The following is a 25866-nucleotide window of genomic DNA, read 5'->3' as shown; positions in this document are numbered from 1 at the left end:
AGCAGATAGCAATGATCAAACACGATACGATTGAAAAGAATATCGGCCTCATGATCCTGCTGATCATTATCGTGATCAGCGGTGGTGGCCTGGCAGAAATTGTGCCGTTGTTCTTCCAGAGCTCGACTACCAAGCCGATCGAAGGACTGCGCACCTATGACGCACTGGAACTGGAAGGGCGTGACATCTACATCCGTGAAGGCTGTCATGTATGTCACACCCAGATGATCCGCCCGTTCCGTGCTGAAACCGAGCGTTACGGTCACTACTCGACCGCTAACGAGCACGTATGGGAGCACCCGTTCCTGTGGGGTTCAAAGCGTACCGGTCCTGACTTGGCCCGTGTCGGCGAGCGTTACTCCGACGACTGGCAGAAAGCGCACCTGTACAACCCGCGTGACGTTGTCCCTGCATCCAAGATGCCATCCTATCCTTGGCTGTTTGACAACAAGCTGAGCGGCAAGGATACGGCAGCGAAGATGACAGCTCTGCGCAAGCTGGGCGTACCGTACACCGATGAACAGATCAGCACCGCCCGTGACGACGTCCAGGGTAAGACCGAGATTGATGCTCTGGTCGCCTACCTGCAGTCACTGGGTAAAACGCACTCTGTTTACACAAACAAGCGGTAATTTTCAGTGAGTTACGAGGTTTATGGTCCTTACATTCCGGTCATTATGCTGATCACCTTCATCGGCCTCTTCGCCTGGGTATTACTACCCGGCAACAAGAAGGGGTTTGATGAGGCATCCAACCTCCCCTTCGCGGATGAAGAGAAGGAAACGGGTGAGCAAACAGACCAGAACGAGCCCCATAACAGGAGAGACGACAAATGAGTGCTTTCTGGAGCGCATGGGTAACGGTGATTACCCTGGCAGTCATTTTAGGCTGCGCATGGCTACTCTTTGCTACTCGCAAGGGTGAAAAGTTCAAGGAAACGACTGAAGAAACCGTCGGTCATGTCTATGACGGTATCGAGGAGTTCGACAACCCGCTGCCGCAGTGGTGGTTCTACATGTTCGTAGCAACCGTCATCTTCGGTCTGGGCTACCTGATGTTGTACCCGGGTCTGGGTAACTTCAAAGGTCTGCTGGGTTGGACATCTGCCAATCAGTGGGAGCAGGAAATGCAGCACGCCGAGGAGGTTTACCGCCCGGTATTCGCGCAGTATGCCACTCTCTCCGTTGAAGACCTGCAGAAGCCTGAAAATGCCGCCGGCCTGAAAATGGGCCAGCGCATGTTCGCCAACAACTGTTCTGTCTGCCATGGCGCTGCCGGCACCGGCGCAATTGGCTTTCCCAATCTGACTGACAACGACTGGCTGTATGGCGGCGAACCGGCCACCATCAAGCAGACGCTGGTCAACGGTCGTAACGGTGGCATGCCTGCATGGAGCGCCGTACTGGGTGAAGATGGCGTACGTGACGTTTCCAGCTATGTCATGACTCTGAGTGGCCAGGAAGCCATCCCGGGTACCGATATCAGCAATGGTGAAAAGCAGTTCCAGGCATTGTGTACAGCGTGTCATGGCCAGGACGCCAAGGGCATGCATGCCTTGGGCGCACCGAACCTGACCGACGATATCTGGCTGTATGGCGGCTCTTTCAAGCAGATTGCACACACTATTCGTGCTGGCCGTGCAGGTGTAATGCCTGCCCAGAAAGATCTGCTGTCTGAAGACAAGATCCACTTGATCACTGCCTACGTCTACAGCCTGTCTAACAAATAAGTTATTCTGGCTGAACAAAAGGCGACATGATGCAAGTCATGTCGCCTTTTTTGTTGTCGCACTAGTATAATATTCAGCATTCCTAATACGTTTGGGATTGACCTGTCGACGCAACCAGCTGTAGGTACTGGCATGAATCAGATACCGGTAAAGGACGTAACCCCCAAAAAATCGGGTAAGCAGGAGGCAGAGGCCTACAACCTCTATGCCAAGCGCGAACATATTTACGTCAAGTTTTATAAAGGCCTGTTCAAAAATTTCCGTATCATTTCCGGCTTCCTGATGCTGGCAATGTTCTACGGCGCCTCCTGGATTCAATACGACGGACGCCAGGCAATACTGTTTGACCTGCCCAACCGTCAGTTCCATATTTTCGGTATGACCTTCTGGCCTCAGGACTTCATGTTGCTATCTTGGCTGCTGATCATCCTTGCCTTCACACTGTTCTTTGTGACCGTTTTTGCAGGCCGTCTCTGGTGTGGTTACGCCTGCCCGCAGTTTGTCTGGACTTGGCTGTTCATCTGGGCCGAGCGCATTACCGAAGGTGATCGCAACAAGCGCATGCGCCAGGACAAACAACCCATGAACGCCGAAAAGGCGCTCCGCAAAACCGCCAAGCACACTCTCTGGCTCGCCATCGCCGCCGCATCTGGGGTTGCATTTGTAGGCTACTTCTCGCCCATTCGTGAATTGATACCCGACATCATGGCCTGGGATCTCGGCCCCTGGGAAACCTGGTGGCTCGCCTTCTTTACCGTTGCCACATATGGCAATGCCGGCTGGCTGCGCGAACAGGTTTGCATTTACATGTGTCCATACGCTCGTTTCCAAAGCGTAATGTTCGACCAGGACACACTGGTTATTTCATATGACGAAGCTCGTGGCGAACCGCGCGGTAGTCGTAAGAAAAATGTCGATAAGGACGCCTCTGGACTGGGCGACTGCATTGACTGCTATGCCTGCGTACACGTCTGCCCTGTTGGCATCGACATCCGCGACGGCCTGCAGTACGAATGCGTTGCTTGCGGCGCTTGTGTCGACGCCTGTGATGACATGATGAAACGCATGGGTTATGCACCAGGATTGGTACGTTACACCACTGAACATGCGTTAAGCGGCAAGGAAACCAAGCTTCTGCGCCCGCGCCTGATCGGCTACTTTGCCGCGCTGCTGGTGATGTTCGCTGCGTTTGCATGGGCGATTACCGACCGCGTGCCACTGGAAGTTGATATCATCCGCGACCGTGGGCAACTGTATACCAACACACCATCCGGCAAGATTGAGAATGTTTACACGCTCAAAGTAGCCAACAAAGAGCAGGTCGAGCATAACTACACCATCTCGATTTCTGGCCTCGACGGGCTAGAGATGATCAATGATCCACAGATCACCATTGCCGCAGGCGAGTTGCTGACGTACCCCATACGCCTGCAGATTGCACCCGAGCAATTATCCGCACCCAATTCGACCATCCTGTTCAAAGTGCAGGCCGAGGATAAATCCGAAATAAGCATTGAAACTGAAAGTCGTTTCCTTGGTCCTATACCTCAGCGATAGTCCCTGAAACCGTTAATATCGGTTAGAATGACGGCCAGGTTTTTTTCTGGCCGTCTCTTTATGTAAGGAGTGTCATGAACACACACGCAAACACCCCGGCTCCCTGGTTCAAGCAACCCTGGCTCTGGTTTATCCTGGCACCTTTGATTGCGGTCTTCATCTATGCCAGCATCTTTATCTATGTTGCCATCACAACCAGCGACGGCGTGGTTAAGGAAGACTATTACAAGATCGCACGTGGGATGAATATCGATACATCCAAGGCTGACATGGCCCAACAGCTTGAATTGATGGGCGCATTGCGTCTGGATACGCTGACCGGCGATATCAACTTGAGCCTGAGTGGTGCCATCAAGACCTACCCGACCGAACTGCACCTGAATATCATTCACCCGACTCACCAGAAGTATGACCAGATCCTGACACTGCGCAGCGTGGACGGTAAGGGTCTCTACGTCGGTAGCCTGGAAGGAATGATCAGCGGCAGACGCTTCCTGTCACTGTCACCTACCGATGAGAGCTGGCAGTTGCGTCAGGAAATACTGCCCCCCTATAACGAGCAGCTCAGCTACTCTCTGATTCCACAGTGAGCCTTGATATGACCGTGTTGCGGGCGCCGGAACGGCTTGCATGCTTCCACTGCGGCCTCCCTGTGCCTGCGGGCACTGATTACACCACCATCATTGATGGTAATGCCCAACCCATGTGCTGTCCCGGCTGCCAGGCCGTTGCGCAAACAATAGTTGATGGCGGCCTGGATAACTTCTACCGCCATCGCGACAATACCGCGCCGAGTCTCGACACCCGGACCGCCGACGCCGTGCATGCCGACGAATTGGCCATGTACGACTCAAGTGCTGTCCAGGCCGGTTTTGTACGCAAATTGGGTACGGACAAAGCAGAAGCCACACTGGTCATTGAAGGAATCACCTGCGCTGCCTGCATCTGGTTGCTGGAGCATCACCTCAGCAACCAGGCAGGCGTCGAGCAGTTCAGCGTCAACCTGAGCAACCACCGCGCCCACCTTATCTGGAATCCCGACACCTGTAAGCTGAGCACCCTGTTTGCCGAAGTCAGCCGCATCGGGTACAAGGCTCACCCATTCCACCCCAACAAGGAAGAGCAGCTGCTCGAGCAAGAGCAGAAACGGGCTATCCGGCGCCTGGGCATTGCCGGCGTCGGCATGATGCAGGTCATGATGATGGCCATTGCACTGTATGCCGGTGCCCTGCAAGACATGGAAGCACGCTTCGTCGAATTCATTCGCTGGAGCAGTTTGATTATCACGACTCCGGTCGTTTTCTACGCCGCACGCCCCTTCTTTGTTGCTGCGGTGCGCGATATCCGCAGTCGACATCTGAGCATGGATGTACCCGTTTCAATCGCCATTGGCGGTGCCTACCTGGCCAGTATCTGGGCTACGGTCATGACCACCGGCGAGGTGTATTATGACTCTGTAACCATGTTCACCTTTTTCCTGCTGATCGGTCGCTATGTGGAGATGCAGGCACGCCACCGCACCGGACGCGCCGGCAACGCCCTGCTGGACCTGCTGCCCACCAGTGCTACCGTGCTGGAAAACGGACAGGAACGGATGCTGCCTGCTGCCGAACTGAAACCGGGCGATATTGTCCTGGTGCGACCCGGCCATACTTTACCCGCCGATGGCGTAATCATCGACGGCACCAGCTCTGTCGACGAATCGGCGCTGACCGGCGAGTACCTTCCCCTCAGCAAACAACCGGGCGATACCGTGGTTGGCGGCACCATCAATGTCGAACATCCACTTCAGGTCCGCATCAGCGAAGTAGGCGTTAACACCCGCCTGTCCGCTATCGTCGGCCTGCTGGACCGCGCGCATGCTGAAAAACCGATGACGGCACGCCTTGCCGACCGGGTCGCACGCTATTTTGTCTTGGCCGTTTTGCTAACTTCAGCGACCGTCGCTACCGGCTGGTACCTGGTCTCACCGGCCGACGCCTTCTGGGTTACCCTGTCAGTTCTGGTGGTTACCTGTCCCTGCGCATTGTCACTGGCAACCCCCACCGCGCTGACAGCTGCGACCGGCACACTCAGACAGCAAGGACTGCTGATCACCCGCGGACATGTATTGGAAGGTTTGGCCAGTGCGACCCATGTCATTTTCGACAAGACCGGTACTCTTACCGAAGGCAATCTAAGCATTCAACGCATGCAACCTGCCCGCGAGCTGAATAACCTTAACCCTTACGCCATCGCCGCTGCACTGGAACAGGCCTCAGAGCATCCCATTGCGAAAGCGTTCCACGCCTACTTTACGCATCCGGCTGACAACATCCGCGTGCAGGTCAATGCCGGGGTCGAAGGTGAAATTGATGGTATACGCTACCGCATCGGCAAGCCTGCCTATGCCGCTGAGCTATACACTGACCAGCCTCCCCTCCAGCCTGACGACCATCTGCAATGGCTGCTGCTCGCGGACTCTGACGGAGCACTGGCCTGGTTTGCACTGGATGATCAGGTTCGCCAAGATGCCCGCATCACCGTCAATACACTAAAGCGCCTGGGGCTACAGGTCGGCATGCTGACCGGTGACGATTCCTCCGCAGCGGCCCGTGTTGCCGCCGAACTGGGTATTGATACTGTACGACAGGGTGTTTCACCCGACGAAAAGTTAAGCTATATCAACTCGTTACAAGCCGAAGGTGCCAGCGTTATCATGGTTGGCGATGGCATCAACGACATTCCCGTACTGGCCGGAGCGCGCACCTCGATCGCCATGGGATCTGCGACCGATCTGGCCAAAACCAGCGCCGATGCGGTATTGATCTCAAGTGAGCTTGAGCGCTTGGCACTGGCACTGCTGGTGGCCCGCAAAACGCGCACCGTCATCCGGGAAAACCTGGCGTGGGCGCTGCTGTACAACCTGGTTGCATTACCATTGGCCGCTCTGGGCTTCATCGCACCCTATATGGCGGCCGTTGGCATGTCAGCCAGTTCACTTATCGTGGTCGGCAATGCCATGCGACTGTCACGTCCGCCCCGCATTCGCCGCACGCTCAAGGAGTAGTTCATGGATATTCTTTATCTACTTATTCCGCTGGCGATCATTCTGGCAGGTGTCGCCACCTGGGCTTTCTTCTGGAGCGTCAAGCAGGGACAGTTCGACGATCTGGAGTCACCGGCACACCGCATCCTGTTTGACGACGATGACGCACTTATCCCGGATGATGCCCGTATTAAAAAAGACGAAGGCAAGGACAAGCATTCCTGATGGAGCCGACCCTCGTCGTGTCAGCCCTGCTATTCGGTCTGGCTGGCAGCACCCACTGCATTGGCATGTGTGGCGGCATCGCCGGTAGTGTTGCCATGAGCAGCAGTGCGGCCGGTCAAAAAGGGCTACCATTGCTGGTAGCATTTAATACCGGCCGCATTATCAGCTATGCCATAGCTGGCTTTATAGTTGGCCAACTGGGCAGCACCCTGTTCAACAACCCCGATCTGACTCTTATTCTGCGCAGCTTTGCCGCACTGATCATGGTCATCATGGGTCTGTACATCGCAGGCTGGTGGCGAGGGGCCGCTTACCTTGAGCGCATCGGCGGTGTCTTCTGGCGCCGCATCCAGCCCGCCAGTCGCTATCTGCTGCCAGCAGACACACTGCCCAAGTCACTTGCACTGGGCGGACTCTGGGGCTGGCTACCCTGCGGTCTGGTGTATACCACCCTGCTCTGGACAGGAAGCGTTGGCAGCACACCCGCCACCAGCGCAGCCCTGATGGCACTGTTTGGTCTGGGCACATTGCCCGCAATGCTTACTACCGCACTGCTGGCACGCCAGCTGCGCCAACTGCTGCAACACAAGGGTACCCGCCGTACAGCCGGTGCAATTGTCATCCTGTTTGGTATCGCAACCCTGCCGTGGCCATTATGGTTGCAACACGCTTGATATTCATCAACCACCACATACCCCCACTGCCCCTATAATAAATCTTTCGATCATTATCCGAGAGGTGTAGTAGTGACTCATCAGAGCAACGTCAGCTGGGATCTGGAACTTATCCGCCGTTACGATCTTTCAGGCCCACGCTACACTTCCTATCCAACGGCCATTCAGTTCGACTCCGAACTCACGGCCGACCAGCTGATCAACGCCGGTCGTGACAGCGCAGACCATAGTGCGCCCCTGTCACTGTATGTGCATATCCCTTTCTGTGCACATGTCTGCTACTACTGTGCCTGCAATAAGGTCATCACCCGCAATCGCAAAAAGGCACAGCCCTATTTGGATACGCTGTATCAGGAGATGGCACAACTGTCCACTTGGTACCGTGATGAACGCACCGTGAACCAGTTGCATTGGGGCGGTGGTACGCCGACCTTCATCAGCGATGAACAGATGCGTGAGCTGATGCAGGCCCTGCGTAACAACTTCAACCTGCGTGATGATGACAAGGGCGATTACTCGATCGAAATAGATCCCCGTGAAGCCGGTGACGACACCCTTGCCGTGCTCCGCGAGATTGGCTTCAACCGTATCAGCCTGGGGGTACAGGACGTCAATCCTTTGGTACAGCAAGCCGTCAACCGCATCCAGCCAACCGAGCAGGTTGCTGCAGTGCTTGACCGGTCTCGTACCTTGGGATTCAAGTCAATTAATATGGACTTGATCTATGGCCTGCCACATCAGAGTGAACAAAGCTTCGCCGATACGCTCGAAACCGTGATCGACATGAGTCCTGACCGTTTATCAGTCTTCAATTACGCACACCTGCCAGACCGCTTCCGTTCACAGAAGCATATCCGTGCAGAAGATTTACCCTCCGCCGAAGAAAAGCTGCGTATCCTGCAGAACAGCATTAACCGCTTGCTGGATGCCGGTTATGTCTATATCGGCATGGACCATTTCGCCAAGCCTGACGATACGCTGGCCATTGCCCAGGCCGAAGGCAAACTGCATCGTAACTTCCAGGGTTATACGACCCATTCCGATTGCGATCTGGTCGCCATGGGCGTGTCAGCCATCAGTCAAATCGGTGATGTGTACTATCAGAACGAACATGATATTGCCGCTTACAGTCAGGCCGTTGCCCAACAGCAGCACGCAGTTAAACGTGGCGTGATGCTCAACCCTGACGATCACATCCGCCGGGCGGTCATCACTGCCCTGATCTGTCAGTTTGAAGTCAGCAAATCCATGATCGAAAAACGTTTCGCAATTGCATTTGATTCCTACTTTGGCGCCGAACAGGCCGAATTACAGCAATTTGCCGCCGATGGCTTGATCGAGCTGGATAATGACATGATACGAGTCACTGCGGCCGGCCGTCTGCTCATTCGACGCATTTGCATGGCTTTTGATATCTACATTCCCAAACAGAAACCAAGCAGCAACTTTTCCCGCATCATCTAAAGTTAAGGCCCGGTTCACGGGCCTGCCGCTTCACCCTTGAGGGTAAATGTTACATAATGCGCCTAATAGCCATCGTGTGACTCACCAATCAAAGGATACTCTTAATGGCCGACTGGAAAAATCAAGGAAAGCTGCACAGCCTGCCTCAGGTGCATTGCAAGACCTGCAGCCTGAGCTCGCTATGCTTACCAGTATCTTTGGAACTGACCGAAATCGACCGTCTGGATGACATTGTCGAGAAGAGTCGTCCACTGAAAAAAGGCGAACACCTGTTCCATCAAGGCGAAGAGTTCAGCTCGGTATATGCCATTCGTGCGGGGACCATCAAAAGCTACACCTTGACCAATGAAGGTGAAGAGCAGATCACCGGCTTCTACTTCCCGGGAGAGCTGGTTGGGCTTAGCGGCTATGATGCCGAGACCTACCCGATGTCAGCCAAGGTACTGGAGACCACTACGGTTTGTGAAATTCCGTTTGAACGTCTGGACGATTTGTCGGGCCAATTGCCGGAACTGCGCCGTCAGATGCTGCGCAGCATGAGTAAGGAATTGCGTGACGACCAGCAGATGATGTTGCTGCTGTCCAAGAAAAACGCCGAACAGCGTGTTGCCACTTTCCTGCTGAAACTTTCGCAGCGTTTCAAGACACGGGGCTATTCGGCATCCAATTTCCGCCTGTCCATGTCACGCAATGAGATCGGCAATTACCTCGGCCTTGCTGTTGAAACTGTCAGCCGTATTTTTACTCGCTTCCAGAAAATGGAACTGATGCGCGTTGATGGTAAAGAAGTCGAATTGATCAACCTGGATGAAATGTACCGTTTGTCCGGTGAAACACGAAAAAGTGAAAGCACCCCCAAACAAGAGCAGGAACAGATAACGTCCTGACAGCATTCATGACCGGGCATGGATGACCCCGCCAGAAAAAAGGGACGCAGCCTCATAGAAGCTACGTCCCAAGTTGCACAATGAAATAGCCATCTCAGTGTGTAACCCAACGCTTGTATTAAACCCTTATTACACCATTGCCGCATTGAGTTATATCAATTGAGTGCCCAACTGGGAGATTTTGTATGTCCTACGATGAGTTTTACGTCAAGTCCGTCATCCGCTCACTGCAGGACTGGCCTGAACCGGGCGTCATATTCCGCGATGTAACCCCGATCTTTAAAGACCCGAAAGCGATGCACATGGTCTCTGATGCGTTTGTACAGCGCTATCTCGACAGCGACATTACCCATATTGCCTGCATTGACGCACGCGGCTTCCTGTTTGGCGCAATCATGGCCTACCAGCTGAACCTGCCGCTGGTACTGGTACGCAAGAAAGGCAAACTCCCGGGCGAAACCATTCATCAGGAATATGCTCTGGAATACGGCACCTCAGCCGTCGAAATGCAGACCGATGCCGTAACCAAGGGCGACCGTGTTTTGCTGTTTGATGACCTGATTGCAACTGGCGGCACGCTACTGGCCGCTTGCACCCTGATCAACACACTGGGTGCTGAAGTCGTCGAAGCAGCTGCGCTGATCGACCTGCCCGATCTGCAAGGTTCTACCCGTATCCAGGAACTTGGCATTCCTGTCTATGCCCTGCTGGCTTACGAAGGCCTGTAATCGGCACCAACGTACAAAATCATGCCATCACAACGAGAGGATGATATTCATGTTACGCAACCTGATTACATGCATTCTGCTGCTTGGATCGTTCGGTGCCCATGCCGAAACGGTTACTACCTCTCTGCATGGCATGACGCTCACCGCCAACCTTGAGCATGCCGACGGGCCGTACTCAACCGATACCACAACGGTTCTGATCACCCACGGCACCCTGGGCCACAACGGCATGGAGCTTGTTGAGGCCCTACAAGAAGCACTGACTGAAGCCGGATTCAACAGCCTGGCAATCAACCTGAGCCTGGGTATTGATCACCGCAAAGGCCGGTATGCCTGCGACACACCCCATACACATCAACATACCGATGCCGTGGGCGAGATTGGTCAATGGGTTAACTGGCTTGAAGAGCAAGGCAGTAACAGCGTTGTGCTGCTGGGCCATTCCCGCGGAGGCAACCAGACTGCCTGGTATACAGATGCGACACGCCCGCTTCCGGCATTAATCAAGGCACAGGTTCTACTGGCACCGATGACATGGAACTACGCCCGCGAAACGGCACAATATGAAACGCGCTACGGCCACAGTCTGGCACCGTTGCTGGCAGCAGCCGAACAGGCTCGCTCCAACAACACACCCATGATGCAGCCAGTCGATTTCCTGTATTGCCCGCAGACACAGGCATCACCTGCTGCAATACTCAGCTATTACGCTGATGAACCTCGCATGCATACCCCAAACCTGCTTACCACCCCGTTACCAACCTTGGTAATTGCCGGCTCGGCCGACACAACCGTTCCGGATGTCAGCAGTGCCATGGCCAACGTCGACAATCCTCAAGTGACGCAGGTTACCATTGAAGATGCCGACCATTTTTTCCGTGACCTTTACACCTACGATATCGTTGACCACTTGACCGCTTTGATGGAATCACTACAGTGAGACTGCTCGCCGCCCTATTGCTGCTATTTAGCGCTCACCTTCAGGCTACCGAAAAACTGCCCTGGTTTATCGGCTTTGAGGCCCTCAAAAGCAATGACACTCCACCCAAGGTGCTCGTGCTACTGTTCTCTCAACCCGATTGCCACTATTGCGACCAGGTTCGCACTGACTTTCTGCTGCCCTTGCAGCATCAGCAACGCCCTGAGCTGGCCATACGTGAATTGAAGATTCCGGGATCCGGAGATGTACTCGGCCCGCTCAATGAGCGGTTAAGCGCCGATGCATTCGCCCGTCGTTACGCTATCAGCTTTTTCCCCAGCGTACTGATGCTCAGCATGCAGGGAGACGCATTGGCAGCACCACTGATCGGTATCAGCTCACCTGATTTTTATGGCTATTATCTGGATCAGGCGATTGAGCAGGCACTTGCAGCTACCGCCCAATAGTTAACCTGCACTACGACTCAGCACACACTTTCAGCCGTTCATTTTCCGGGAGATACCATGCTCTGGTTTCGCAATCTGATTTTTTACCGTTTTGAACCATCCGCCGAACTGACGCAGGAGCATCTTGAACAGGCACTTGCCGAGCATCCTTTTACCCCTTGCGGTAGTCAGGAGCTGAGCCGCAGTGGCTGGAGCCAGCCGGTCAAGGAAGCCGAAGAGATGCTGGTATTCAGCAGCAACGGCTTTCTGCTCGTCAATTTGGCCCAGGAGGAGCGTATTATTCCCGCCAGCGTCGTTCGTGAACAACTGGATGACAAGGTTGCCCTGATCGAAGCAGAGCAATCACGCAAGGTCTACCGCAAGGAAAAGCTGCAACTTAAGGACGAAGTCATCATGGACCTGCTGCCACGGAGCTTTACCCGCCGCCGCAGCATCGAAGCCATACTGATGCCGCAACAGGGCTGGATCGTGGTCAACGCCTCCAGCCACAAGCAGGCTGAAGAATTGCTCAACCAATTGCGTCAGGCACTGGGATCACTGGTGGTCAAGCTGCCTCTGACTCAGATATCAGCCGACAAGGTGATGACCGCCTGGCTGCAGGGTGAAGCGATGCCGCAAGGCTGGGTTCTGGAAGATGAGTGCGAACTGCGTGACCCAATGACCGAAGGCAGTAAAATCAGCGCCAAGGGACAGGACCTGCTCTGTGACGAAATCAGTGCACACATCACCGCCGGCATGCTGGTCAAGCGCCTGGCGCTGGAGTGGCAGCAACAGATCCGCTTCGTCTTGCATGAAGACCTGAGCCTGCATCGCCTGCGCCTCAGTGATGAATATCGCGAGCAACTGGATGCCGACACACCGGAAGATGTGCTGGCAGCACGCGATGCGGAGCTGGCCCGCATGGGACTGGAGTATGCGCGGCTGCTACCGGAGTTGCTGGAAACATTGGGAGGTGAGCCTCAGCATTGAGGCTCACACCGAAATAACATCGGGTTATTCGGCACCGTCACCAATGACGGTGAAACCGAGGCTGGTCCATGCCTGCATGCCGCCACGGTAGTATTTTAGCTTTTCAGCCGGATAGCCCAGCGCCAGCAACTTACGGATCATGGCCGGGGTCTGACCGCACCAGTAACCGTTACAAAACATGGCCAACGTTTTCGCTTGGCTGAAATCGTATCCTCCCTCGGCATTCGAGGTGACTCCGAAATCATCCAGCGCCCACTCCCGATCACCCTCATCATCCATCATGGTATAGGGATAATTACGCGCGCCAGGAATCGTCAGACGCACATGCCAACCGATGGTTCGGGTATCCACAATCATCACCGAATCATCCTGCTGCGCCTGCATCATATAGTGAATAAACTCACGCTCCCCTAGTGTTTCAACCGCATGCGGGGCAAAAGGATGCATCGCCTGAGGCAGGCCGCGTGAAGTCGTTTCATACAGCGAATGTATACGGTGCTCAGGATCCTGATTGCGCATAATGTCGTATTCGGTACCATCATGCATCACCTTGAACGAATACAGATCAGGTGTGATCATCACCCGGCTCTCGCCTTCGGCCCATACCGACGGAGCCATCATTACGCCACCCAATACCGCAGCAGCCAGCCAACGCGTATCCATTAGTCTCTCCTTCCTTATGTTGTTTAAACCAGTATATGGCAACTAATAGCCCTATACCCGAGTACCTGTATCGGATTTATCGCGCACTGCTTGATCATTGTCAATTTGCCGATAAACTGACGCCTTAACCAGCAGGAGCTTGCATGTACAGCGTCAAAGAAATTTTCTACACCTTGCAGGGCGAAGGCGCACAGACCGGCCGCGCCTCCGTATTCTGCCGTTTCACCGGGTGCAACCTGTGGTCCGGGCGTGAACAGGACCGTGCTGAAGCTGTCTGCGACTTTTGTGATACCGATTTTATCGGTACCGATGGCCAGAACGGCGGCAAATTCAAGGATGCTGAAGCCTTGGCCGAGCGCATCGACAGCTTCTGGCCGCAAGATGCAGGCGGTCGCCGCTATGTCGTCTGCACGGGTGGCGAACCAGCACTTCAGCTGGACGCAGCACTGGTGAATGCACTGCATGCCCGCGGCTTCGAAGTCGCCATCGAAACCAATGGCACCAAACCCCTCCCCGCAGGACTGGATTGGATCTGCGTGAGCCCCAAGAGTGGCAGCGAGGTCATCATCACTCATGGCGATGAACTCAAGCTGGTCTATCCACAGAGCCTGGCCCCGCCTGAACGCTTTGCCGATGCAGACTTCACCCACTTCTACCTGCAACCGATGGACGGCCCTTTACAGAATGACTATACCCGGCGCTGCATCGATTACTGCATGGCGCATCCGCAATGGCAACTCAGCTTGCAAACACACAAAATGCTGGGTATCGACTAAGCCTTAACCAACCGGCTAACGCTGCAGCAATGCCCGTACCGGTTGCCGCAGCACGCCGGGGTTACGCCACAGCAAGATCAATACGGCAGGTATCTGCATTACCACCCCATAAATAAGTGCGCTGGCCGACATTTCGGTATTCTGCAGCAGCCCGGCAGTGACCAGCAATGCGGTGCCTGCATTCTGAATGCCCACTTCAATGGCCAGAGTCACACGCTGTGCATCCTGCAGACCCGCCACCCGTGCCAGCCCATATCCCGCCGCCAATGCACACACCGTCAGCAGCAAGGCCACCGGGCCGACTTGATTAATCAGACTCGGCAGGGCCTCCCTGTTAGCCAGTACAATCGCCGTTACGATAACGATCATAAACAGCAATGAGCAGAGCTTGACCGGCCGCTGCATACGCGTGCACAGACCAGGACGGCATGCCGCAACCAGCATACCGATTCCAACCGGCAACAGCGTCACCACCAACATTTTCATAATCGTAATCAGTATCGGAAAATCAGGCAGCACATCCATCAACCCCTGTTGCTCCAGTACCAGCAGAGTCAACAGAGGCAATGTAAACGGCGTGATCAAACTGCTTACGGCCGTGAGCGTTATGGATAATGCCGTATCGCCACGCGCCAACAGAGTCAGCATGTTGGAGGTTGCACCTCCCGGAGCAAACGTCAGGATCATCAGGCCTGTCGCCAGCAGCGGTGGCAAAGCCGTCAGCCCGATCACGACCGCGCCCAACAGAGGTAACAGCAACAATTGGCCCGCCATACCCACGATAACAGCACGCGGCGCATGCAGCAGCCGGGTAAAATCGGCGGCTTTCAGGGTCATGCCAACACCGAACATGATACTGAACAACGCCAATGGCAAAATCCATTGCGTCAAGTATGAAGTCTGCATGTGAAAGATCCCGAAACGACACCAAAACAGCCAAGCATGGTAAGTTATCCCGCCCACAGGAACAATGAAACATCGCCCAACCCGCGCAGCATCGACGTTACACCCTCATACCCACATTTACTGTGGATAACACTGTGAAGATATCATGACAAAATGGCTTCAGCTCGGATGATACCTAAGCCGAACACAGATTGTTCAATATTTGACCATTAGTTTTTTTGCCTTATGAATCAAACCGTTATATTTATCCAAAACACACTTCTGCGCATGTCGCTAGTCCGGAGATCAAGATAGCGGTATGATAGCGCGCTGTTTTTAGCGGAGTGTACAACCGATGCAGGAGCAATTAGACAAGCGGCGCAAAGCGGCAGAACGGGTGACCATTATCGGTGCCATTCTGGATACGCTATTAGGTGTGCTCAAAATCCTGGTGGGTGTAATGGCCAACTCCAGCGCATTGATCGCCGATGGCATACACTCGTTCTCCGATCTGCTGACCGACTTCATGGTCGTCGCCGTTTTACGGCTGTCACATCGCGCCCCGGACGCCAACCATCCCTGGGGGCACGGACGCTTCGAAACCGTCGGCACCGTCGCACTGGGCGTGGTCCTTATCGTTGTCGGTGCCGCCATGGCCTATGACAGCATCAGCCTGCTGTTTGCCGACGAACAACCGCCATTACCCACATGGCCAGCGCTTATTGCGGCAACCCTGTCTATCATTGGTAAAGAGTGGATTTTCCGTTACACCCTGAAAGTCGGCAAGGCACTGCAGTCCGACCTGATCATCGCCAACGCCTGGCACAGCCGCACCGACGCCCTTTCATCCATCGTTGTGCTGGTTGCTGTCGCTGGTGCCATGGCCGGTATCTGGTGGCTGGATGCACTGGCTGCCGTACTGGTTGCCCTGCTGGTCGGTAAAATTGGCTGGGATCTTGTCGCCAAAAGCGTGACTGAACTGGTGGATACCGCACTGCCTGAGGAGCAGGTACAGGCTCTGCGCGAACAGGTACTCAGTGTCGATGGCGTGATTAACGTCCACAGCTTCAAAAGCCGAAATATGGCCAACCAGGGCCTGCTTGAGATGCACTTGCAAGTGGCACCTCACTTAAGCGCCGCGGAAGGTCACTACATTGGTGATAATGTGGTGTGTCAGCTGCAGAATCGATTCGATGATATTGGCCATATCATTTTCCACATCGATACCTATGATGACGAAGAATTTCACGGAGAGGCCTTTTGCCCGGTCATGCCGACCCGACGTGAGATCAGCCAGCATTTGGATGCAACCATCAGCCGCATCCTGGGTGACAATCCCGATTATGAGCTGATTCTGTACTACCACCCTGAGTATATTGACCTCGACATCAAGGCTTCGGAACAGATTCACCAGCTGCTGCATCACACCGGCCTGAGCGCGCGCGATCTGGAAGAGCAGCTCAGGGAGCAGCTGGCATCGCTCAACTGGTTCCGCACCCTCAAACTTTGGTTACCGCCACGCTGATAACGCCTTGAAACAAAAACGCCCGATGCAGTGCATCGGGCGTTTTCACTACGATGGTAAACAAACCATCGCTATACCAGACAAGCCGTAATCAACGCTGATCGAAGTCCAGAACCACTTCGTCACTGATCGGGTGCGCCTGACAGCTAAGCACGTAGCCGGCTTCAATCTCGTGCTGCTCAAGACCGTGAGAGATATCCATCTCTACTTCGCCCTTGACCAATTTACACTTGCAGGTTGAGCACACACCGCCCTTGCAGGAATACGGCAAGTCCATACCTGCATCCATGCCAGCGTCGAGAATATTCTGACCCACAGTTGCCAGATCGAACATTACCGAACGGCCATCAGCAACAACCGTTACCTTGCTGGTTTTCGCTTCGCCATACTGAGCCACACGCGCCTGTGCCTTCTCCAGCGTAGCCTGAGCATCGGCGGAGGAGCTGGCGAACAGCTCATAGTGGATCTGATCATCACTCAAGCCTTCCATACGGAAACCACGAGAGACTTCAGTCATCATCGACTCCGGACCACAGATAAAGGCTTCATCCGTGCTCTTGATATCAATCAGGCCGGCCTTCTGCAGCGCATAGCCCTTTTTGTTATCAATACGACCGTTGAGCAGATCAGCCCCCTGGTCTTCGTAGTCCATGATATTGATCCACTGGAAACGGTCCATGTAACGGTTCTTGACGAAGTTGAGTTCGTCTTTGAACATCACGGTGTTGGAACGCTGGTTACCGTAGATCAACGTGACCTTGCTGTTCGGCTCAATATCCAGCACGGATTTCATGATTGAAATCATCGGCGTAATACCGGAACCGGCAGCAATACACATGTAGTTCTTGGCATTAGCGGGGTTCAGCTCGGAGTAAAAGCTGCCTTGCGGCGGCATTACTTCAATATCCATACCGGGCTTGAGCTGATCGTTGGCATAGTTGGAGAACTGGCCTCCCTGAACGCGCTTGATGCCGACACGCATGTGACCGTCGGTCACGCCCGAGCAGATGGAGTAGGACCGGCGAACATCTTCACCGTCGATCATCGCACGCAGGGTCAGGAACTGGCCCTGAATGAACGTGAACTTCTCTTTCAGCGCTTCCGGCACATCGAAAGTCACACTGATCGCCGAGTCCGTCTCCGGTTGCACATCGGCTACTTTCAGCGTGTAGAAATTGGTGTCAGACATCGCGTCACCTTATATTTTTTTGAAATAGTCAAAAGGCTCGTTGCAATCATTGCACTGAAACAGCGCCTTACAAGCGGTGGAGCCAAACTCACTTATCCGACGGGTATTGCGGGACCGACAATGCGGACACTGCGCATGCGCATCGGGGGTCAGGCCATCTTCATCAATGTCGGCGTCTTCCGGCGGTGCTATGCCGTAATCACGCAACTTGCGACGACCTTCCGGTGACATCCACTCAGAGCTCCAGGCAGGCGATAGCTTGGTTTTCACCTCAACGTCGGCGTAACCTTCCGCCTGCAGCGCGGCAACAACATCATCCGTAATGGTGTTCATCGCCGGGCAGCCCGAGTAGGTCGGCGTGATGGTGACGACGATACGTTCACCCTCACGCTCAACATCACGCAATATCCCCAGATCCCAAATACTCAGCACCGGCACTTCCGGGTCCTTGACCTCGTCGAGCAGGTCCCACAGCACCTTCACATCAGCAGCATTACGCTGCTGCAAGCGACGATACTGCTCTTCTGGCATCAGTGATATTTCATTCATGGTACGTATTCCTGGCAGCTTGTGCTTACCACTGACAACCGGGCATTGAACGATGCACGATCTGCATCTCGGTCAGCATGTGCCCCAGGTTTTCAGTGTGGTATCCGGTACGACCACCACGCACGGCCCAGCTATCTTCAGGCACGGTCAACGTGGCTTCAGTCAGAATATCGCTCACCATCGCCAGCCACTGATCGCGCAGCTTGGCAACGTCGACACCGATACCGGCATCTGCAAGCAGCTGCTCGGTTTCATCCATGTCGAACATTTCGTGGGTATAGCCCCAGAGCGCATCAACTGCCTTCTGTGTGCGCTTGTGACTTTCTTCAGTCCCATCCCCCAAACGCAGCACCCAGTCACGGCTGCGACGCAGGTGGTATTTGGTTTCCTTGACGCCCTTGGCAGCAATTGCAGCCAGAGTTTCGTCTTTGGACTGTTCCAGCTGGGGCAATAACAAGGCGTAGTACACATCAGCAAACAGCTGACGCACCTGTGAGTAAGCGAAATCACCTTTCGGCATTTCCAGCAGCAACAGGTTGCGATAATCGCGATCACTGCGCATGTAAGCGTAGTCATCTTCAGTACGGCCATCGTCAGCCAGCTCGGCCGCATAGGTATAGAACATGCGTGCACGGCCAATGTAATCCAGCGCTACGTTGGCGTAGGCAATATCTTCTTCAAGGAAAGGCCCGTAGCTGACCCACTCGGAAATACGGTGGCCCAGTACAACAGAATCGTCACCCAGACGGGTTGCGTATTCCAGCGTTGCCGCTTTGATTGCATCACTCATTACGGTTTCCTCCGATTACATGTTGTTGACGGGATCGGGCAGAACGTAATAAGTCGCATGACGGTACGGCTTGTCATCGCTCGGATCATAGAAGCAATCCGCATCGTCTTCCTGCGAGGCGCAGATGTCGCTGGATTTGACGACCCAAATGCTCACGCCTTCGCTACGACGGGTGTAGCAGTCGCGAGCATATTCAAGCGCCTGCTCCTGATCTTCAGCGTGCAGGCTACCGACATGCTTGTGATCCAGACCGCGCTTGGAGCGCACAAACACTTCAAAGAGTTCCAGTTTTTCTGTTGGCTTTGTCATTTCAGCTCCCCTCTCACGCCGCGTTTTGCGCTTTCTTGGCTCGTTTCTTTTCGTTATAGGCAGAGATCGCGTCACGTACCCACTCACCCTCTTCATGGGCGGCAACATGGTGCTCGATACGCTGACGATTGCAGTGACCATTACCGTTGATCACGCTCCAGAACTCATCCCAGTTCAGATCGCTGCTGTCGTAGTGACCGCGCGCTTCATTCCACTGCAGGTTCTTGTCAGGATGTTCAAGACCCAGCACTTCAATCTGCTTGACGGTCTGATCAACAAATTTCTGGCGCAGGTCGTCGTTGGTCTCACGCTTGATCTTCCACTCCATTGATTTCTGGGAGTGTGCAGACTCGGAATCATGCGGACCAAACATCATCAGTGACGGCCAGTAGAAGCGGTTCAAGGCATCCTGTGCCATCGCTTTCTGCTCTGGCGAACCCTTGGACAACGCCAGCATGGCTTCATAACCCTGACGCTGATGGAAGCTTTCTTCCTTACAGATACGGATCATGCCGCGAGAATACGGACCATAGGAGGTGCGCTGCAGCGATACCTGGTTAACGATGGCCGCACCATCAACCAACCAGCCAATCGCCGCCACATCGGCCCATGTCAGGGTCGGATAGTTGAAGATGGAAGAGTATTTTGCCTTGCCGGTCTGCAGCTGCTCGATCATTTCAGAGCGGGAGATGCCCAGCGTTTCTGCCGAGCTGTACAGATAAAGCCCATGACCTGCTTCATCCTGCACCTTGGACAACAGAACAGCCTTACGGCGCAGCGAAGGTGCGCGCGTGATCCAGTTACCTTCAGGCTGCATCCCGATCACTTCAGAATGGGCGTGCTGAGAGATCTGACGGATCAGGTTTTTGCGATACGTATCAGGCATCCAATCCTTCGGTTCGATCTTCTCTTCGGCTTCGATCTTACGCATGAAATTTTGTTCTTCGGGCGTCATCATTCTGCTCTCCGATCTTATGTTTCGTTCTGTCACACTGTGTAACTTATTCTTGTAAGCCAGAGTGTTTTTTGTATCGCACCGGCCGAAATCGGCATTGGTGGGGGTTAGCGGCCGACTGCAATACAACAGGATACGCTTACCCGTATGCGACAGATTAAATGTACACCATGTATTCCACTTAATGATACACAAATATCAAAATATTTTTCAATAAGTGTATCACTTGATGCGGCATGCCGTAATCAGCACCTCCCCTCTACAAGTTGCCAGGAACCCTGAACAGATCCTCTACCTGTATCGCCGAGATGCGAGGATGTGGAATTTGATCGTCCGACTTATAGCGGCTATCAAACAGGGCAGCACCGGTATCAATATAGATTCCGTTGCCGCGGCGAAGAATACGCGGCACAACCACATGACCATGTACGCACAAGTCGATACCCTCCACGGTTCGTTCAAACCCCGAGGCCTTCACTGGCCGATCCCATATAAGCGACTCACGCAGCGACGCTTCCTGCGGCAATCGTAGCTGTAACTCCAACCATTCTTCTGCAGGCAGAGAGCTGTGCGAGATAGCCACTCGACGGCCATCAGCCAGGCTAAGCTCGATCACCCAAGGCATGACGCTGGCCAAATATTCTGCGTGAACACGTAATGCCGTATTCCGAGCAAAAAAATGCTCGGGGCCACGCCCCAGCCAGGCGCGCCCGCCATACCGCATCCAGGCATCGACATCCACACCAGCCGGATCAGCCAACCAATCAAACAGGATCTGCTCATGATTACCCCTGACGGCGTGAAACCAGGGCTCTTGAGTCAACAACAAACATGCAGCCGAATCTGGCCCTCGGTTAATCAAATCTCCTACCGAAAACAGGCGATCACATTCAGGATTAAAGCAGAGCGCATCCAGTTCAGCCTGCAACGGCTCCAACCAGCCATGCACATCACCCACCACAAAATCGCGACCTTTTTGGTTGGCCGCTATACGCTCAATCACGGACACCCTGGCTCACTCCTTATCTCAATACGATATATCAGCCTGCTGGCATTATTCTGTCATCAATACGGATGTAGCATGTGCACAGACTCAATATATATCAATAATAGTTATCACGGTGGACAGCGCACGTAACGCCCGCTAATCTCGGCTAATTGACACCTTTTTTCAGGCCTCCGCGTTGAAACAGACCCGCTATATAGATTTCATCTGCACAGCGGCCTTTCTGGCTGTCACCAGCATCGGCAGCTATGCAACCTATACCGGCTTAAACCTGTATCAAAGTCGCCAGGATTTTCTGATCAGCGAGCTACTGAGCACACAGGCTTCGATTCTTGAGAACCGCCTGCAGCGCGCACTCTCTGCCACTCAGGTTTTAAGTCAGGAAGTTAAACAAAACGGCGGAATGTTTGCGGACTTTGAGGAATTTGCCGAAGCCCTTATGCCGTCGTTTCCGGATATCGCCAGCGCCCAATTGGCCCCCGGCGGCATCACACGCCATATCTATCCTCCAGACTCCGGGCATATAGGCCGCGACCTGTTAAAGGACGCTGCGCGTAGCCAAGAAGCACAGCTGACTATCGAGTCCCGCAAGATGACGCTGGCAGGTCCGTTTGAACTGAGCCAGGGCGGCATTGGCATGGTCGGGCGCAACCCGATTTTTCTATATGCACCAAACGGTACAGAAAAATTCTGGGGCTTCGCCTCCGTCGTGATCTATCTCGACACACTGTTACAGACCTCGGATCTGGAGGTGCTGGAGCAAAAAGGGATCCGTTACCAGCTAAGCCGCACTCACCCTGCTACCGGCCTGAAGCAGGTTTTTGCCCGCTCAGGGCTTACACTCAATGAGAACAGCTTGTCGATTGATATTCAGGCAGCCAATGCTGAGTGGCAACTCAGCATGAGCCCAGCCACACCTTACTCCACTACCGGCTACTGGGCTGGTTACAGCATCAGCACCCTGTTCGCATTACTGATCGCATCTCTGCTGCGCAGAGTGCTGCGCCAGCCGCTGGTGCTACAGCAAGTCGTCGAAGAACAAACGCGTACCCTGCATTATCAAGCCAATTACGATCAGCTTACCGGTCTGGCCAACCGTTTTTACTTTAGCGAAGAAGTCGAACGCGCCTGTAAGGAGTGCATACGCCACCACCAGAAGGCAGCACTGATTATCTTCGATCTGGACGACTTCAAACAGATTAATGATATCCGCGGCCATGACACCGGCGACGCCTTGCTGCTGCAGATAGCTGAACGCCTGGATGATCAACTGCTTCGCGAGCACTTGGTCGCCCGACTGGGCGGTGATGAGTTTGCCATACTGATCCATGACCTGGGCTCAACCGACAGCCTCAGCAAGCTAATTGATTCACTGCGTAACAGAATGACCCACCCTATCGTAGTAAATAACAACACGTTCAGCCTGACCGCATCTTTCGGTATTGCCGTGATTCCGCAAGACGGAGCACGCTACACAACGGCTTATCGACATGCCGACATGGCCATGTATGCCGCCAAAAAGGGCGGCAAGAATCGTTATGCCTTCTACAATGAACGACTTCAGCAAGCCGCAGAAGACTACACCACCCTGCAGCATGCACTTGCCACCGCGATCGATCAGCATGAGCTACGCCTGCACATGCAACCCATTATCGACTTGCGCACAAACCAAGTAGCGGGCTACGAAGCTCTGGTGCGCTGGCAACATCCTGTTAAGGGGCTACTTGGCCCAGACAACTTCATTGGTATGGCCGAAGAAAGTCAGCTCATATTCAAATTGGGTTATTGGGTATTCGAAGAAGCCTGCCGACAAATCCATCAATACAAGATTGATGGCTGGGTTGCCATTAATCTTTCACCCCGGCAATTCAATGACCCTCAACTGGTCAAGCAGATTATCAGCATCCTGCAAGCACACAATATATCGCCTGGACAAATTGAACTGGAAGTGACCGAATCATGCCTGATCGACAGTATTGATGATGCCATTACAACACTTCAGGCATTATGCGACGCTGGCCTGTCCATCTCCCTTGACGATTTCGGTACCGGTTATTCATCACTGGCACTGCTCAAACGCCTGCCGGTCAAAAAACTGAAAATTGACCGCAGTTTCATTCAAGACCTTGATATGGAAGATCGAAAGATTGTGCAAGCTATGACCGGACTGGCCCATACGCTTGATATGAAGGTGGTTGCAGAGGGTATAGAGGAAACCGGCCAGCTGCATATTCTGAACAGCATGCACTGCGACTTCGGGCAAGGCTACCTGTTTAGCAAACCCAAACCCATGGAGGAACTGCTTAACTTTTAGCAGACGTGATATGCATGCAATAAACGAGAACATTCGATATGCTCGCAACGAATATTACGAACACCTGATACAAAAACTCACACCTCAAGCCTAAACCAATCTCCAGAACGAGAAGTCATGAGAAAGAAACACGCCTCGCATGTGCGCACGCACGCATTGGGGAGTGGGTCTAATTTTTTCAGGTAGCCATCGGAAAAAGGTGATAAAGGTGATGCACTGAAGGAATATGGCTGAAGGCCACGAATCACAAGGGCTTCAGGGGACACGCGAAAGGTGATTAAACGGTGATAGATTGGTGATGTGTTACCTTTTAGATAGGTGATATAGATAAAAAATAAAATACTTATAAAACAATAACCTATAAACCCATCACCTTTTTGATCACCTTTCATCACCTTTTAGAGGTAACAAAAAAAACCATAAATATCAGTCACTTACAGACGATTTTACACAGCATCACCTATATCACCTTTTCCCGATGCAGGAATGAAATATGCAGCCATGACCGTATCACCCAGAACGCTCTGTAACCCCCTCTGTACCCGCATAAATCCGCATGAATTCCGATCACCACCACAGCTGCGAAAAGCCCACACCAGGCCTGTCCTACAGCCGTATCATGCACCGCATAATTACACGCTCAAGAAGCACCGCAGGCGTGGAGGGGGACGAGCGCGTTTTCTATAAGTAGTTTCCAGAGAAAGATCGGGATTGTCGATCTTTCTCTGGAAACACAAGGAGTACTTTAAGTAAGTACTTAAATACCTGCATTGGAGCCATTTACATACAGTATATTGCTATTCTGGGTCCTCACTTGTTGCTTCACTAATTTAGGACTGGTAACACCTGGAAAAATCGTTCAACATTAGAGCACTATGGATAGTGCTTTATTACTTAATGATACGCACAGCTAAGATGCATCTGCGCTTTTAAAATATTGATTCTTCACTAAACCACAAGGAAGTATTTCATGATCGATTACAGTTTTCATTTAAACAATAAGTCAATGAGCTCGTTCAAAATGGGTGGAGCTTCATTCCCTGCATTCTCAGGCATGAATCAGCACATGAATCGAGCAAAATCCCACTGTATTTCAAATGAAGGTCCGATCCCTAAGGGAACCTACTATATTATTGATCGTCAATCCGGCGGGTTTCTCGGTCCCCTTAGGGATTGGTTAAGTGATAAAGATGAGTGGTTTGCACTTTATGCGATAGATAGCAATATAGATGATGAAACACTTTGTGATCAGGTAAAAAGAGGACAGTTCCGCTTACACCCCAAAGTTCCTCTTGGAATTAGCAAGGGCTGCATTACCATCGATAGCTGGAGTGACTTCCAAGTAATACGATCCTTGTTGAAGTCAGCAAATACTCAGAAAATACCGAATACAGATATTTAATGTTACGGCAAGGTCAAAGTATGGTGACTTTATGATGAAGTTTAAATATTTAGTTATTTGGCTTATCACCGGAACATTAGCTCTAGCATTCTTATTGGGAAGGTACTATCACCATTTAAATTTTAGCTATCCCGATTTTATCGTTAAGTGGTCGATGAGTTTATACAACCCACCAAATCAAGAATCAGTTGCTGACTTGGAAATTATTCTTAATCTAATTTTCTCATTTTTGTTAGTTTTTATTTCTACATTCACATACTTAGCGATCAACAAGCTAACAAAATGCATAGGGCGCAACTAAATTGCTGTGCTCTTAATTGCTAATATCAGCTTCAGGCCAGCAAAAGCTGGCCCTCTTCCATCAAAGTTCTGGCATCTCCCTTTTAGCACGGGCTTCTTCTATCGCGTAGGGGTCGAACTTCACTACCTCTTCACCCATCCATTCGTTGAGTTCCAGGAAGCGGCTTTGCAGCGGTACCAGTTCGTTGCGTGCAAACACGCGGGCAGCTTTCTCAACATATCCAAACCCACCCACGTTGCTGGGCATGATACCCATCAGCACCGGTGGCACGCGGTGCGCGGCGCGCATGTCATCGCGGGTGGTAACTGTCAACGTAGTTGTCGCGTATAAGTCATCTGCTCTTTAAAAATTCGCCGCCTTTTCCGGGTTCAGCGTTACCGTTTTGGGCAAGCTGAGGTTACGGATATCACCAGACCAGCGCGGAGGGTTCTTGGCTTTCTCTGCTTCGAGAACCTGTCGACGCTGGTCTAGTACCTTCTTGGCCTCGCCATTATGGCGTTGCTCGGGTGTTACATATTTCAGGGCGCTGTGTCGGTGCTCGGTGTTGTACCAACG

27 protein-coding genes and 1 pseudogene are annotated in these 25866 nt (G+C 53.1%); 18 read left to right on the top strand and 10 right to left on the bottom strand.

The annotated features are described in order from the left end of the window. Positions 1-11 precede the first annotated feature (11 nt). The 14 genes from ccoO (at position 12) to CLV44_RS05240 (ending at position 12647) form a co-directional block, all read left to right on the top strand. The gene (ccoO, locus tag CLV44_RS05305) at positions 12-632 is read left to right on the top strand and encodes a cytochrome-c oxidase, cbb3-type subunit II (protein WP_106591079.1); all 621 of its coding nucleotides are present in this window, start codon (positions 12-14) and stop codon (positions 630-632) included. Between the two features lie 6 nt (positions 633-638). After that, positions 639-836: a cbb3-type cytochrome oxidase subunit 3 gene (locus tag CLV44_RS05300; RefSeq protein WP_211298084.1), complete on the top strand. Its 198-nt coding sequence runs from the start codon at positions 639-641 to the stop codon at positions 834-836. Beyond that, complete coding sequence (gene ccoP, locus CLV44_RS05295; RefSeq protein ID WP_106591077.1) at positions 833-1729, top strand: cytochrome-c oxidase, cbb3-type subunit III; 897 nt, start codon at positions 833-835, stop codon at positions 1727-1729. Before CLV44_RS05300 ends, ccoP begins: the two co-directional genes overlap by 4 nt. A 132-nt stretch (positions 1730-1861) precedes the next feature. After that, positions 1862-3286: a cytochrome c oxidase accessory protein CcoG gene (gene ccoG, locus CLV44_RS05290; protein WP_106591076.1), complete on the top strand. Its 1425-nt coding sequence runs from the start codon at positions 1862-1864 to the stop codon at positions 3284-3286. A 74-nt stretch (positions 3287-3360) separates the two neighbouring features. Beyond that, positions 3361-3876 carry a FixH family protein gene (locus CLV44_RS05285; protein ID WP_106591075.1) on the top strand — a complete coding sequence of 172 codons (516 nt, stop codon included), beginning with the start codon at positions 3361-3363 and terminating at the stop codon, positions 3874-3876. An 8-nt stretch (positions 3877-3884) separates the two neighbouring features. Next, positions 3885-6335 carry a heavy metal translocating P-type ATPase gene (locus CLV44_RS05280; RefSeq protein ID WP_106591074.1) on the top strand — a complete coding sequence of 817 codons (2451 nt, stop codon included), beginning with the start codon at positions 3885-3887 and terminating at the stop codon, positions 6333-6335. Between the two features lie 3 nt (positions 6336-6338). Beyond that, positions 6339-6539, top strand: coding sequence for a cbb3-type cytochrome oxidase assembly protein CcoS (ccoS, locus tag CLV44_RS05275; protein WP_106591073.1), 201 nt, complete (start codon positions 6339-6341; stop codon positions 6537-6539). Next, entirely contained in the window at positions 6539-7213 is a 675-nt protein-coding gene (locus CLV44_RS05270; RefSeq protein ID WP_106591072.1) for a sulfite exporter TauE/SafE family protein, read from the top strand. Before ccoS ends, CLV44_RS05270 begins: the two co-directional genes overlap by 1 nt. Positions 7214-7285: 72 nt before the next feature. Next, positions 7286-8677 (top strand): oxygen-independent coproporphyrinogen III oxidase, encoded by a 1392-nt coding sequence (gene hemN / locus CLV44_RS05265; RefSeq protein ID WP_106591071.1) that lies wholly within the window; start codon positions 7286-7288, stop codon positions 8675-8677. Positions 8678-8781: 104 nt separating this feature from the next. Then, positions 8782-9564 (top strand): fumarate/nitrate reduction transcriptional regulator Fnr, encoded by a 783-nt coding sequence (fnr, locus tag CLV44_RS05260; RefSeq protein ID WP_106591070.1) that lies wholly within the window; start codon positions 8782-8784, stop codon positions 9562-9564. Between the two features lie 185 nt (positions 9565-9749). Next, a complete protein-coding gene (locus CLV44_RS05255; RefSeq protein ID WP_106591069.1) occupies positions 9750-10292 on the top strand; it encodes an adenine phosphoribosyltransferase in 543 nt (180 codons plus the stop codon). A 49-nt stretch (positions 10293-10341) separates the two neighbouring features. Continuing rightward, the gene (locus CLV44_RS05250; protein ID WP_170069268.1) at positions 10342-11232 is read left to right on the top strand and encodes an alpha/beta hydrolase; all 891 of its coding nucleotides are present in this window, start codon (positions 10342-10344) and stop codon (positions 11230-11232) included. After that, positions 11229-11678 carry a thioredoxin domain-containing protein gene (locus tag CLV44_RS05245; protein WP_106591067.1) on the top strand — a complete coding sequence of 150 codons (450 nt, stop codon included), beginning with the start codon at positions 11229-11231 and terminating at the stop codon, positions 11676-11678. Before CLV44_RS05250 ends, CLV44_RS05245 begins: the two co-directional genes overlap by 4 nt. 57 nt (positions 11679-11735) lie before the next feature. Further along, positions 11736-12647 (top strand): recombination-associated protein RdgC, encoded by a 912-nt coding sequence (locus CLV44_RS05240; protein ID WP_106591066.1) that lies wholly within the window; start codon positions 11736-11738, stop codon positions 12645-12647. Between the two features lie 24 nt (positions 12648-12671). On the opposite strand, the gene CLV44_RS05235 is transcribed toward CLV44_RS05240, so the two are convergent. Further along, complete coding sequence (locus CLV44_RS05235) at positions 12672-13310, bottom strand: rhodanese-like domain-containing protein (RefSeq protein ID WP_106591065.1); 639 nt, start codon at positions 13308-13310, stop codon at positions 12672-12674. A gap of 143 nt (positions 13311-13453) precedes the next feature. Here CLV44_RS05235 and queE point away from each other — a divergent pair, with 143 nt between their 5' ends. Continuing rightward, a complete protein-coding gene (gene queE, locus CLV44_RS05230; protein WP_106591064.1) occupies positions 13454-14086 on the top strand; it encodes a 7-carboxy-7-deazaguanine synthase in 633 nt (210 codons plus the stop codon). A 15-nt stretch (positions 14087-14101) separates the two neighbouring features. Here queE and CLV44_RS05225 read toward each other — a convergent pair whose 3' ends face one another. Then, a complete protein-coding gene (locus CLV44_RS05225) occupies positions 14102-14992 on the bottom strand; it encodes a bile acid:sodium symporter family protein (protein ID WP_106591063.1) in 891 nt (296 codons plus the stop codon). 334 nt (positions 14993-15326) lie between these two features. Here CLV44_RS05225 and CLV44_RS05220 point away from each other — a divergent pair, with 334 nt between their 5' ends. Continuing rightward, positions 15327-16496, top strand: a complete 1170-nt coding sequence (locus tag CLV44_RS05220) for a cation diffusion facilitator family transporter (RefSeq protein WP_106591062.1) — start codon at positions 15327-15329, stop codon at positions 16494-16496. 91 nt (positions 16497-16587) lie between these two features. Here the strand turns inward: CLV44_RS05220 and paaE are convergent, their stop codons facing one another. The 6 genes from paaE to CLV44_RS05190 all read right to left on the bottom strand — a co-directional run bounded on the left by paaE (position 16588) and on the right by CLV44_RS05190 (position 21297). Then, the gene (gene paaE / locus CLV44_RS05215; protein ID WP_106591061.1) at positions 16588-17685 is read right to left on the bottom strand and encodes a 1,2-phenylacetyl-CoA epoxidase subunit PaaE; all 1098 of its coding nucleotides are present in this window, start codon (positions 17683-17685) and stop codon (positions 16588-16590) included. Between the two features lie 9 nt (positions 17686-17694). After that, positions 17695-18234 (bottom strand): 1,2-phenylacetyl-CoA epoxidase subunit PaaD, encoded by a 540-nt coding sequence (paaD, locus tag CLV44_RS05210; RefSeq protein WP_106591060.1) that lies wholly within the window; start codon positions 18232-18234, stop codon positions 17695-17697. Between the two features lie 25 nt (positions 18235-18259). Further along, on the bottom strand, positions 18260-19024 hold the full coding sequence (gene paaC / locus CLV44_RS05205) for a 1,2-phenylacetyl-CoA epoxidase subunit PaaC (RefSeq protein ID WP_106591059.1): 765 nt from the start codon (positions 19022-19024) through the stop codon (positions 18260-18262). A gap of 15 nt (positions 19025-19039) precedes the next feature. Then, entirely contained in the window at positions 19040-19333 is a 294-nt protein-coding gene (paaB, locus tag CLV44_RS05200) for a 1,2-phenylacetyl-CoA epoxidase subunit PaaB (RefSeq protein ID WP_106591058.1), read from the bottom strand. A 13-nt stretch (positions 19334-19346) separates the two neighbouring features. Beyond that, on the bottom strand, positions 19347-20288 hold the full coding sequence (paaA, locus tag CLV44_RS05195; RefSeq protein WP_245912616.1) for a 1,2-phenylacetyl-CoA epoxidase subunit PaaA: 942 nt from the start codon (positions 20286-20288) through the stop codon (positions 19347-19349). A 259-nt stretch (positions 20289-20547) separates the two neighbouring features. Continuing rightward, complete coding sequence (locus CLV44_RS05190; protein ID WP_106591056.1) at positions 20548-21297, bottom strand: metallophosphoesterase; 750 nt, start codon at positions 21295-21297, stop codon at positions 20548-20550. Positions 21298-21472: 175 nt separating this feature from the next. On the opposite strand from CLV44_RS05190, the gene CLV44_RS05185 reads away from it, so the two are divergent. Both CLV44_RS05185 and CLV44_RS05180 read left to right on the top strand, forming a co-directional pair. After that, a complete protein-coding gene (locus tag CLV44_RS05185) occupies positions 21473-23608 on the top strand; it encodes a bifunctional diguanylate cyclase/phosphodiesterase (RefSeq protein WP_106591055.1) in 2136 nt (711 codons plus the stop codon). Positions 23609-24578: 970 nt separating this feature from the next. Next, positions 24579-25010, top strand: coding sequence for a DUF2778 domain-containing protein (locus CLV44_RS05180; RefSeq protein WP_106591054.1), 432 nt, complete (start codon positions 24579-24581; stop codon positions 25008-25010). Between the two features lie 361 nt (positions 25011-25371). Here CLV44_RS05180 and CLV44_RS05170 read toward each other — a convergent pair whose 3' ends face one another. Then, positions 25372-25623, bottom strand: a complete 252-nt coding sequence (locus CLV44_RS05170; RefSeq protein WP_211298083.1) for a phage portal family protein — start codon at positions 25621-25623, stop codon at positions 25372-25374. A 30-nt stretch (positions 25624-25653) separates the two neighbouring features. Then, positions 25654-25866, bottom strand: a pseudogene (locus tag CLV44_RS17300) (IS3 family transposase); the annotation flags it as partial.

Source organism: Marinobacterium halophilum (assembly GCF_003014615.1).
In the GTDB taxonomy this organism is placed as follows: domain Bacteria; phylum Pseudomonadota; class Gammaproteobacteria; order Pseudomonadales; family Balneatricaceae; genus Marinobacterium; species Marinobacterium halophilum.
Note: the sequence above shows the minus strand (reverse complement) of the source record. Positions and strands in the feature narration are given on the sequence as shown.

Excerpts from the sequence above, each read along its gene's own strand:
- ccoO (WP_106591079.1), top strand. The coding sequence starts at position 12 with ATGATCAAACACGATACGATTGAAAAGAATATCGGCCTCATGATCCTG.
- ccoP (WP_106591077.1), top strand. The coding sequence starts at position 833 with ATGAGTGCTTTCTGGAGCGCATGGGTAACGGTGATTACCCTGGCAGTC.
- ccoG (WP_106591076.1), top strand. The coding sequence starts at position 1,862 with ATGAATCAGATACCGGTAAAGGACGTAACCCCCAAAAAATCGGGTAAG.
- CLV44_RS05285 (WP_106591075.1), top strand. The coding sequence starts at position 3,361 with ATGAACACACACGCAAACACCCCGGCTCCCTGGTTCAAGCAACCCTGG.
- CLV44_RS05280 (WP_106591074.1), top strand. The coding sequence starts at position 3,885 with ATGACCGTGTTGCGGGCGCCGGAACGGCTTGCATGCTTCCACTGCGGC.
- ccoS (WP_106591073.1), top strand. The coding sequence starts at position 6,339 with ATGGATATTCTTTATCTACTTATTCCGCTGGCGATCATTCTGGCAGGT.
- CLV44_RS05270 (WP_106591072.1), top strand. The coding sequence starts at position 6,539 with ATGGAGCCGACCCTCGTCGTGTCAGCCCTGCTATTCGGTCTGGCTGGC.
- fnr (WP_106591070.1), top strand. The coding sequence starts at position 8,782 with ATGGCCGACTGGAAAAATCAAGGAAAGCTGCACAGCCTGCCTCAGGTG.
- CLV44_RS05255 (WP_106591069.1), top strand. The coding sequence starts at position 9,750 with ATGTCCTACGATGAGTTTTACGTCAAGTCCGTCATCCGCTCACTGCAG.
- CLV44_RS05250 (WP_170069268.1), top strand. The coding sequence starts at position 10,342 with ATGTTACGCAACCTGATTACATGCATTCTGCTGCTTGGATCGTTCGGT.
- CLV44_RS05240 (WP_106591066.1), top strand. The coding sequence starts at position 11,736 with ATGCTCTGGTTTCGCAATCTGATTTTTTACCGTTTTGAACCATCCGCC.
- CLV44_RS05235 (WP_106591065.1), bottom strand. The coding sequence starts at position 13,310 with ATGGATACGCGTTGGCTGGCTGCTGCGGTATTGGGTGGCGTAATGATG.
- queE (WP_106591064.1), top strand. The coding sequence starts at position 13,454 with ATGTACAGCGTCAAAGAAATTTTCTACACCTTGCAGGGCGAAGGCGCA.
- CLV44_RS05225 (WP_106591063.1), bottom strand. The coding sequence starts at position 14,992 with ATGCAGACTTCATACTTGACGCAATGGATTTTGCCATTGGCGTTGTTC.
- CLV44_RS05220 (WP_106591062.1), top strand. The coding sequence starts at position 15,327 with ATGCAGGAGCAATTAGACAAGCGGCGCAAAGCGGCAGAACGGGTGACC.
- paaE (WP_106591061.1), bottom strand. The coding sequence starts at position 17,685 with ATGTCTGACACCAATTTCTACACGCTGAAAGTAGCCGATGTGCAACCG.
- paaD (WP_106591060.1), bottom strand. The coding sequence starts at position 18,234 with ATGAATGAAATATCACTGATGCCAGAAGAGCAGTATCGTCGCTTGCAG.
- paaC (WP_106591059.1), bottom strand. The coding sequence starts at position 19,024 with ATGAGTGATGCAATCAAAGCGGCAACGCTGGAATACGCAACCCGTCTG.
- paaB (WP_106591058.1), bottom strand. The coding sequence starts at position 19,333 with ATGACAAAGCCAACAGAAAAACTGGAACTCTTTGAAGTGTTTGTGCGC.
- paaA (WP_245912616.1), bottom strand. The coding sequence starts at position 20,288 with ATGACGCCCGAAGAACAAAATTTCATGCGTAAGATCGAAGCCGAAGAG.
- CLV44_RS05180 (WP_106591054.1), top strand. The coding sequence starts at position 24,579 with ATGATCGATTACAGTTTTCATTTAAACAATAAGTCAATGAGCTCGTTC.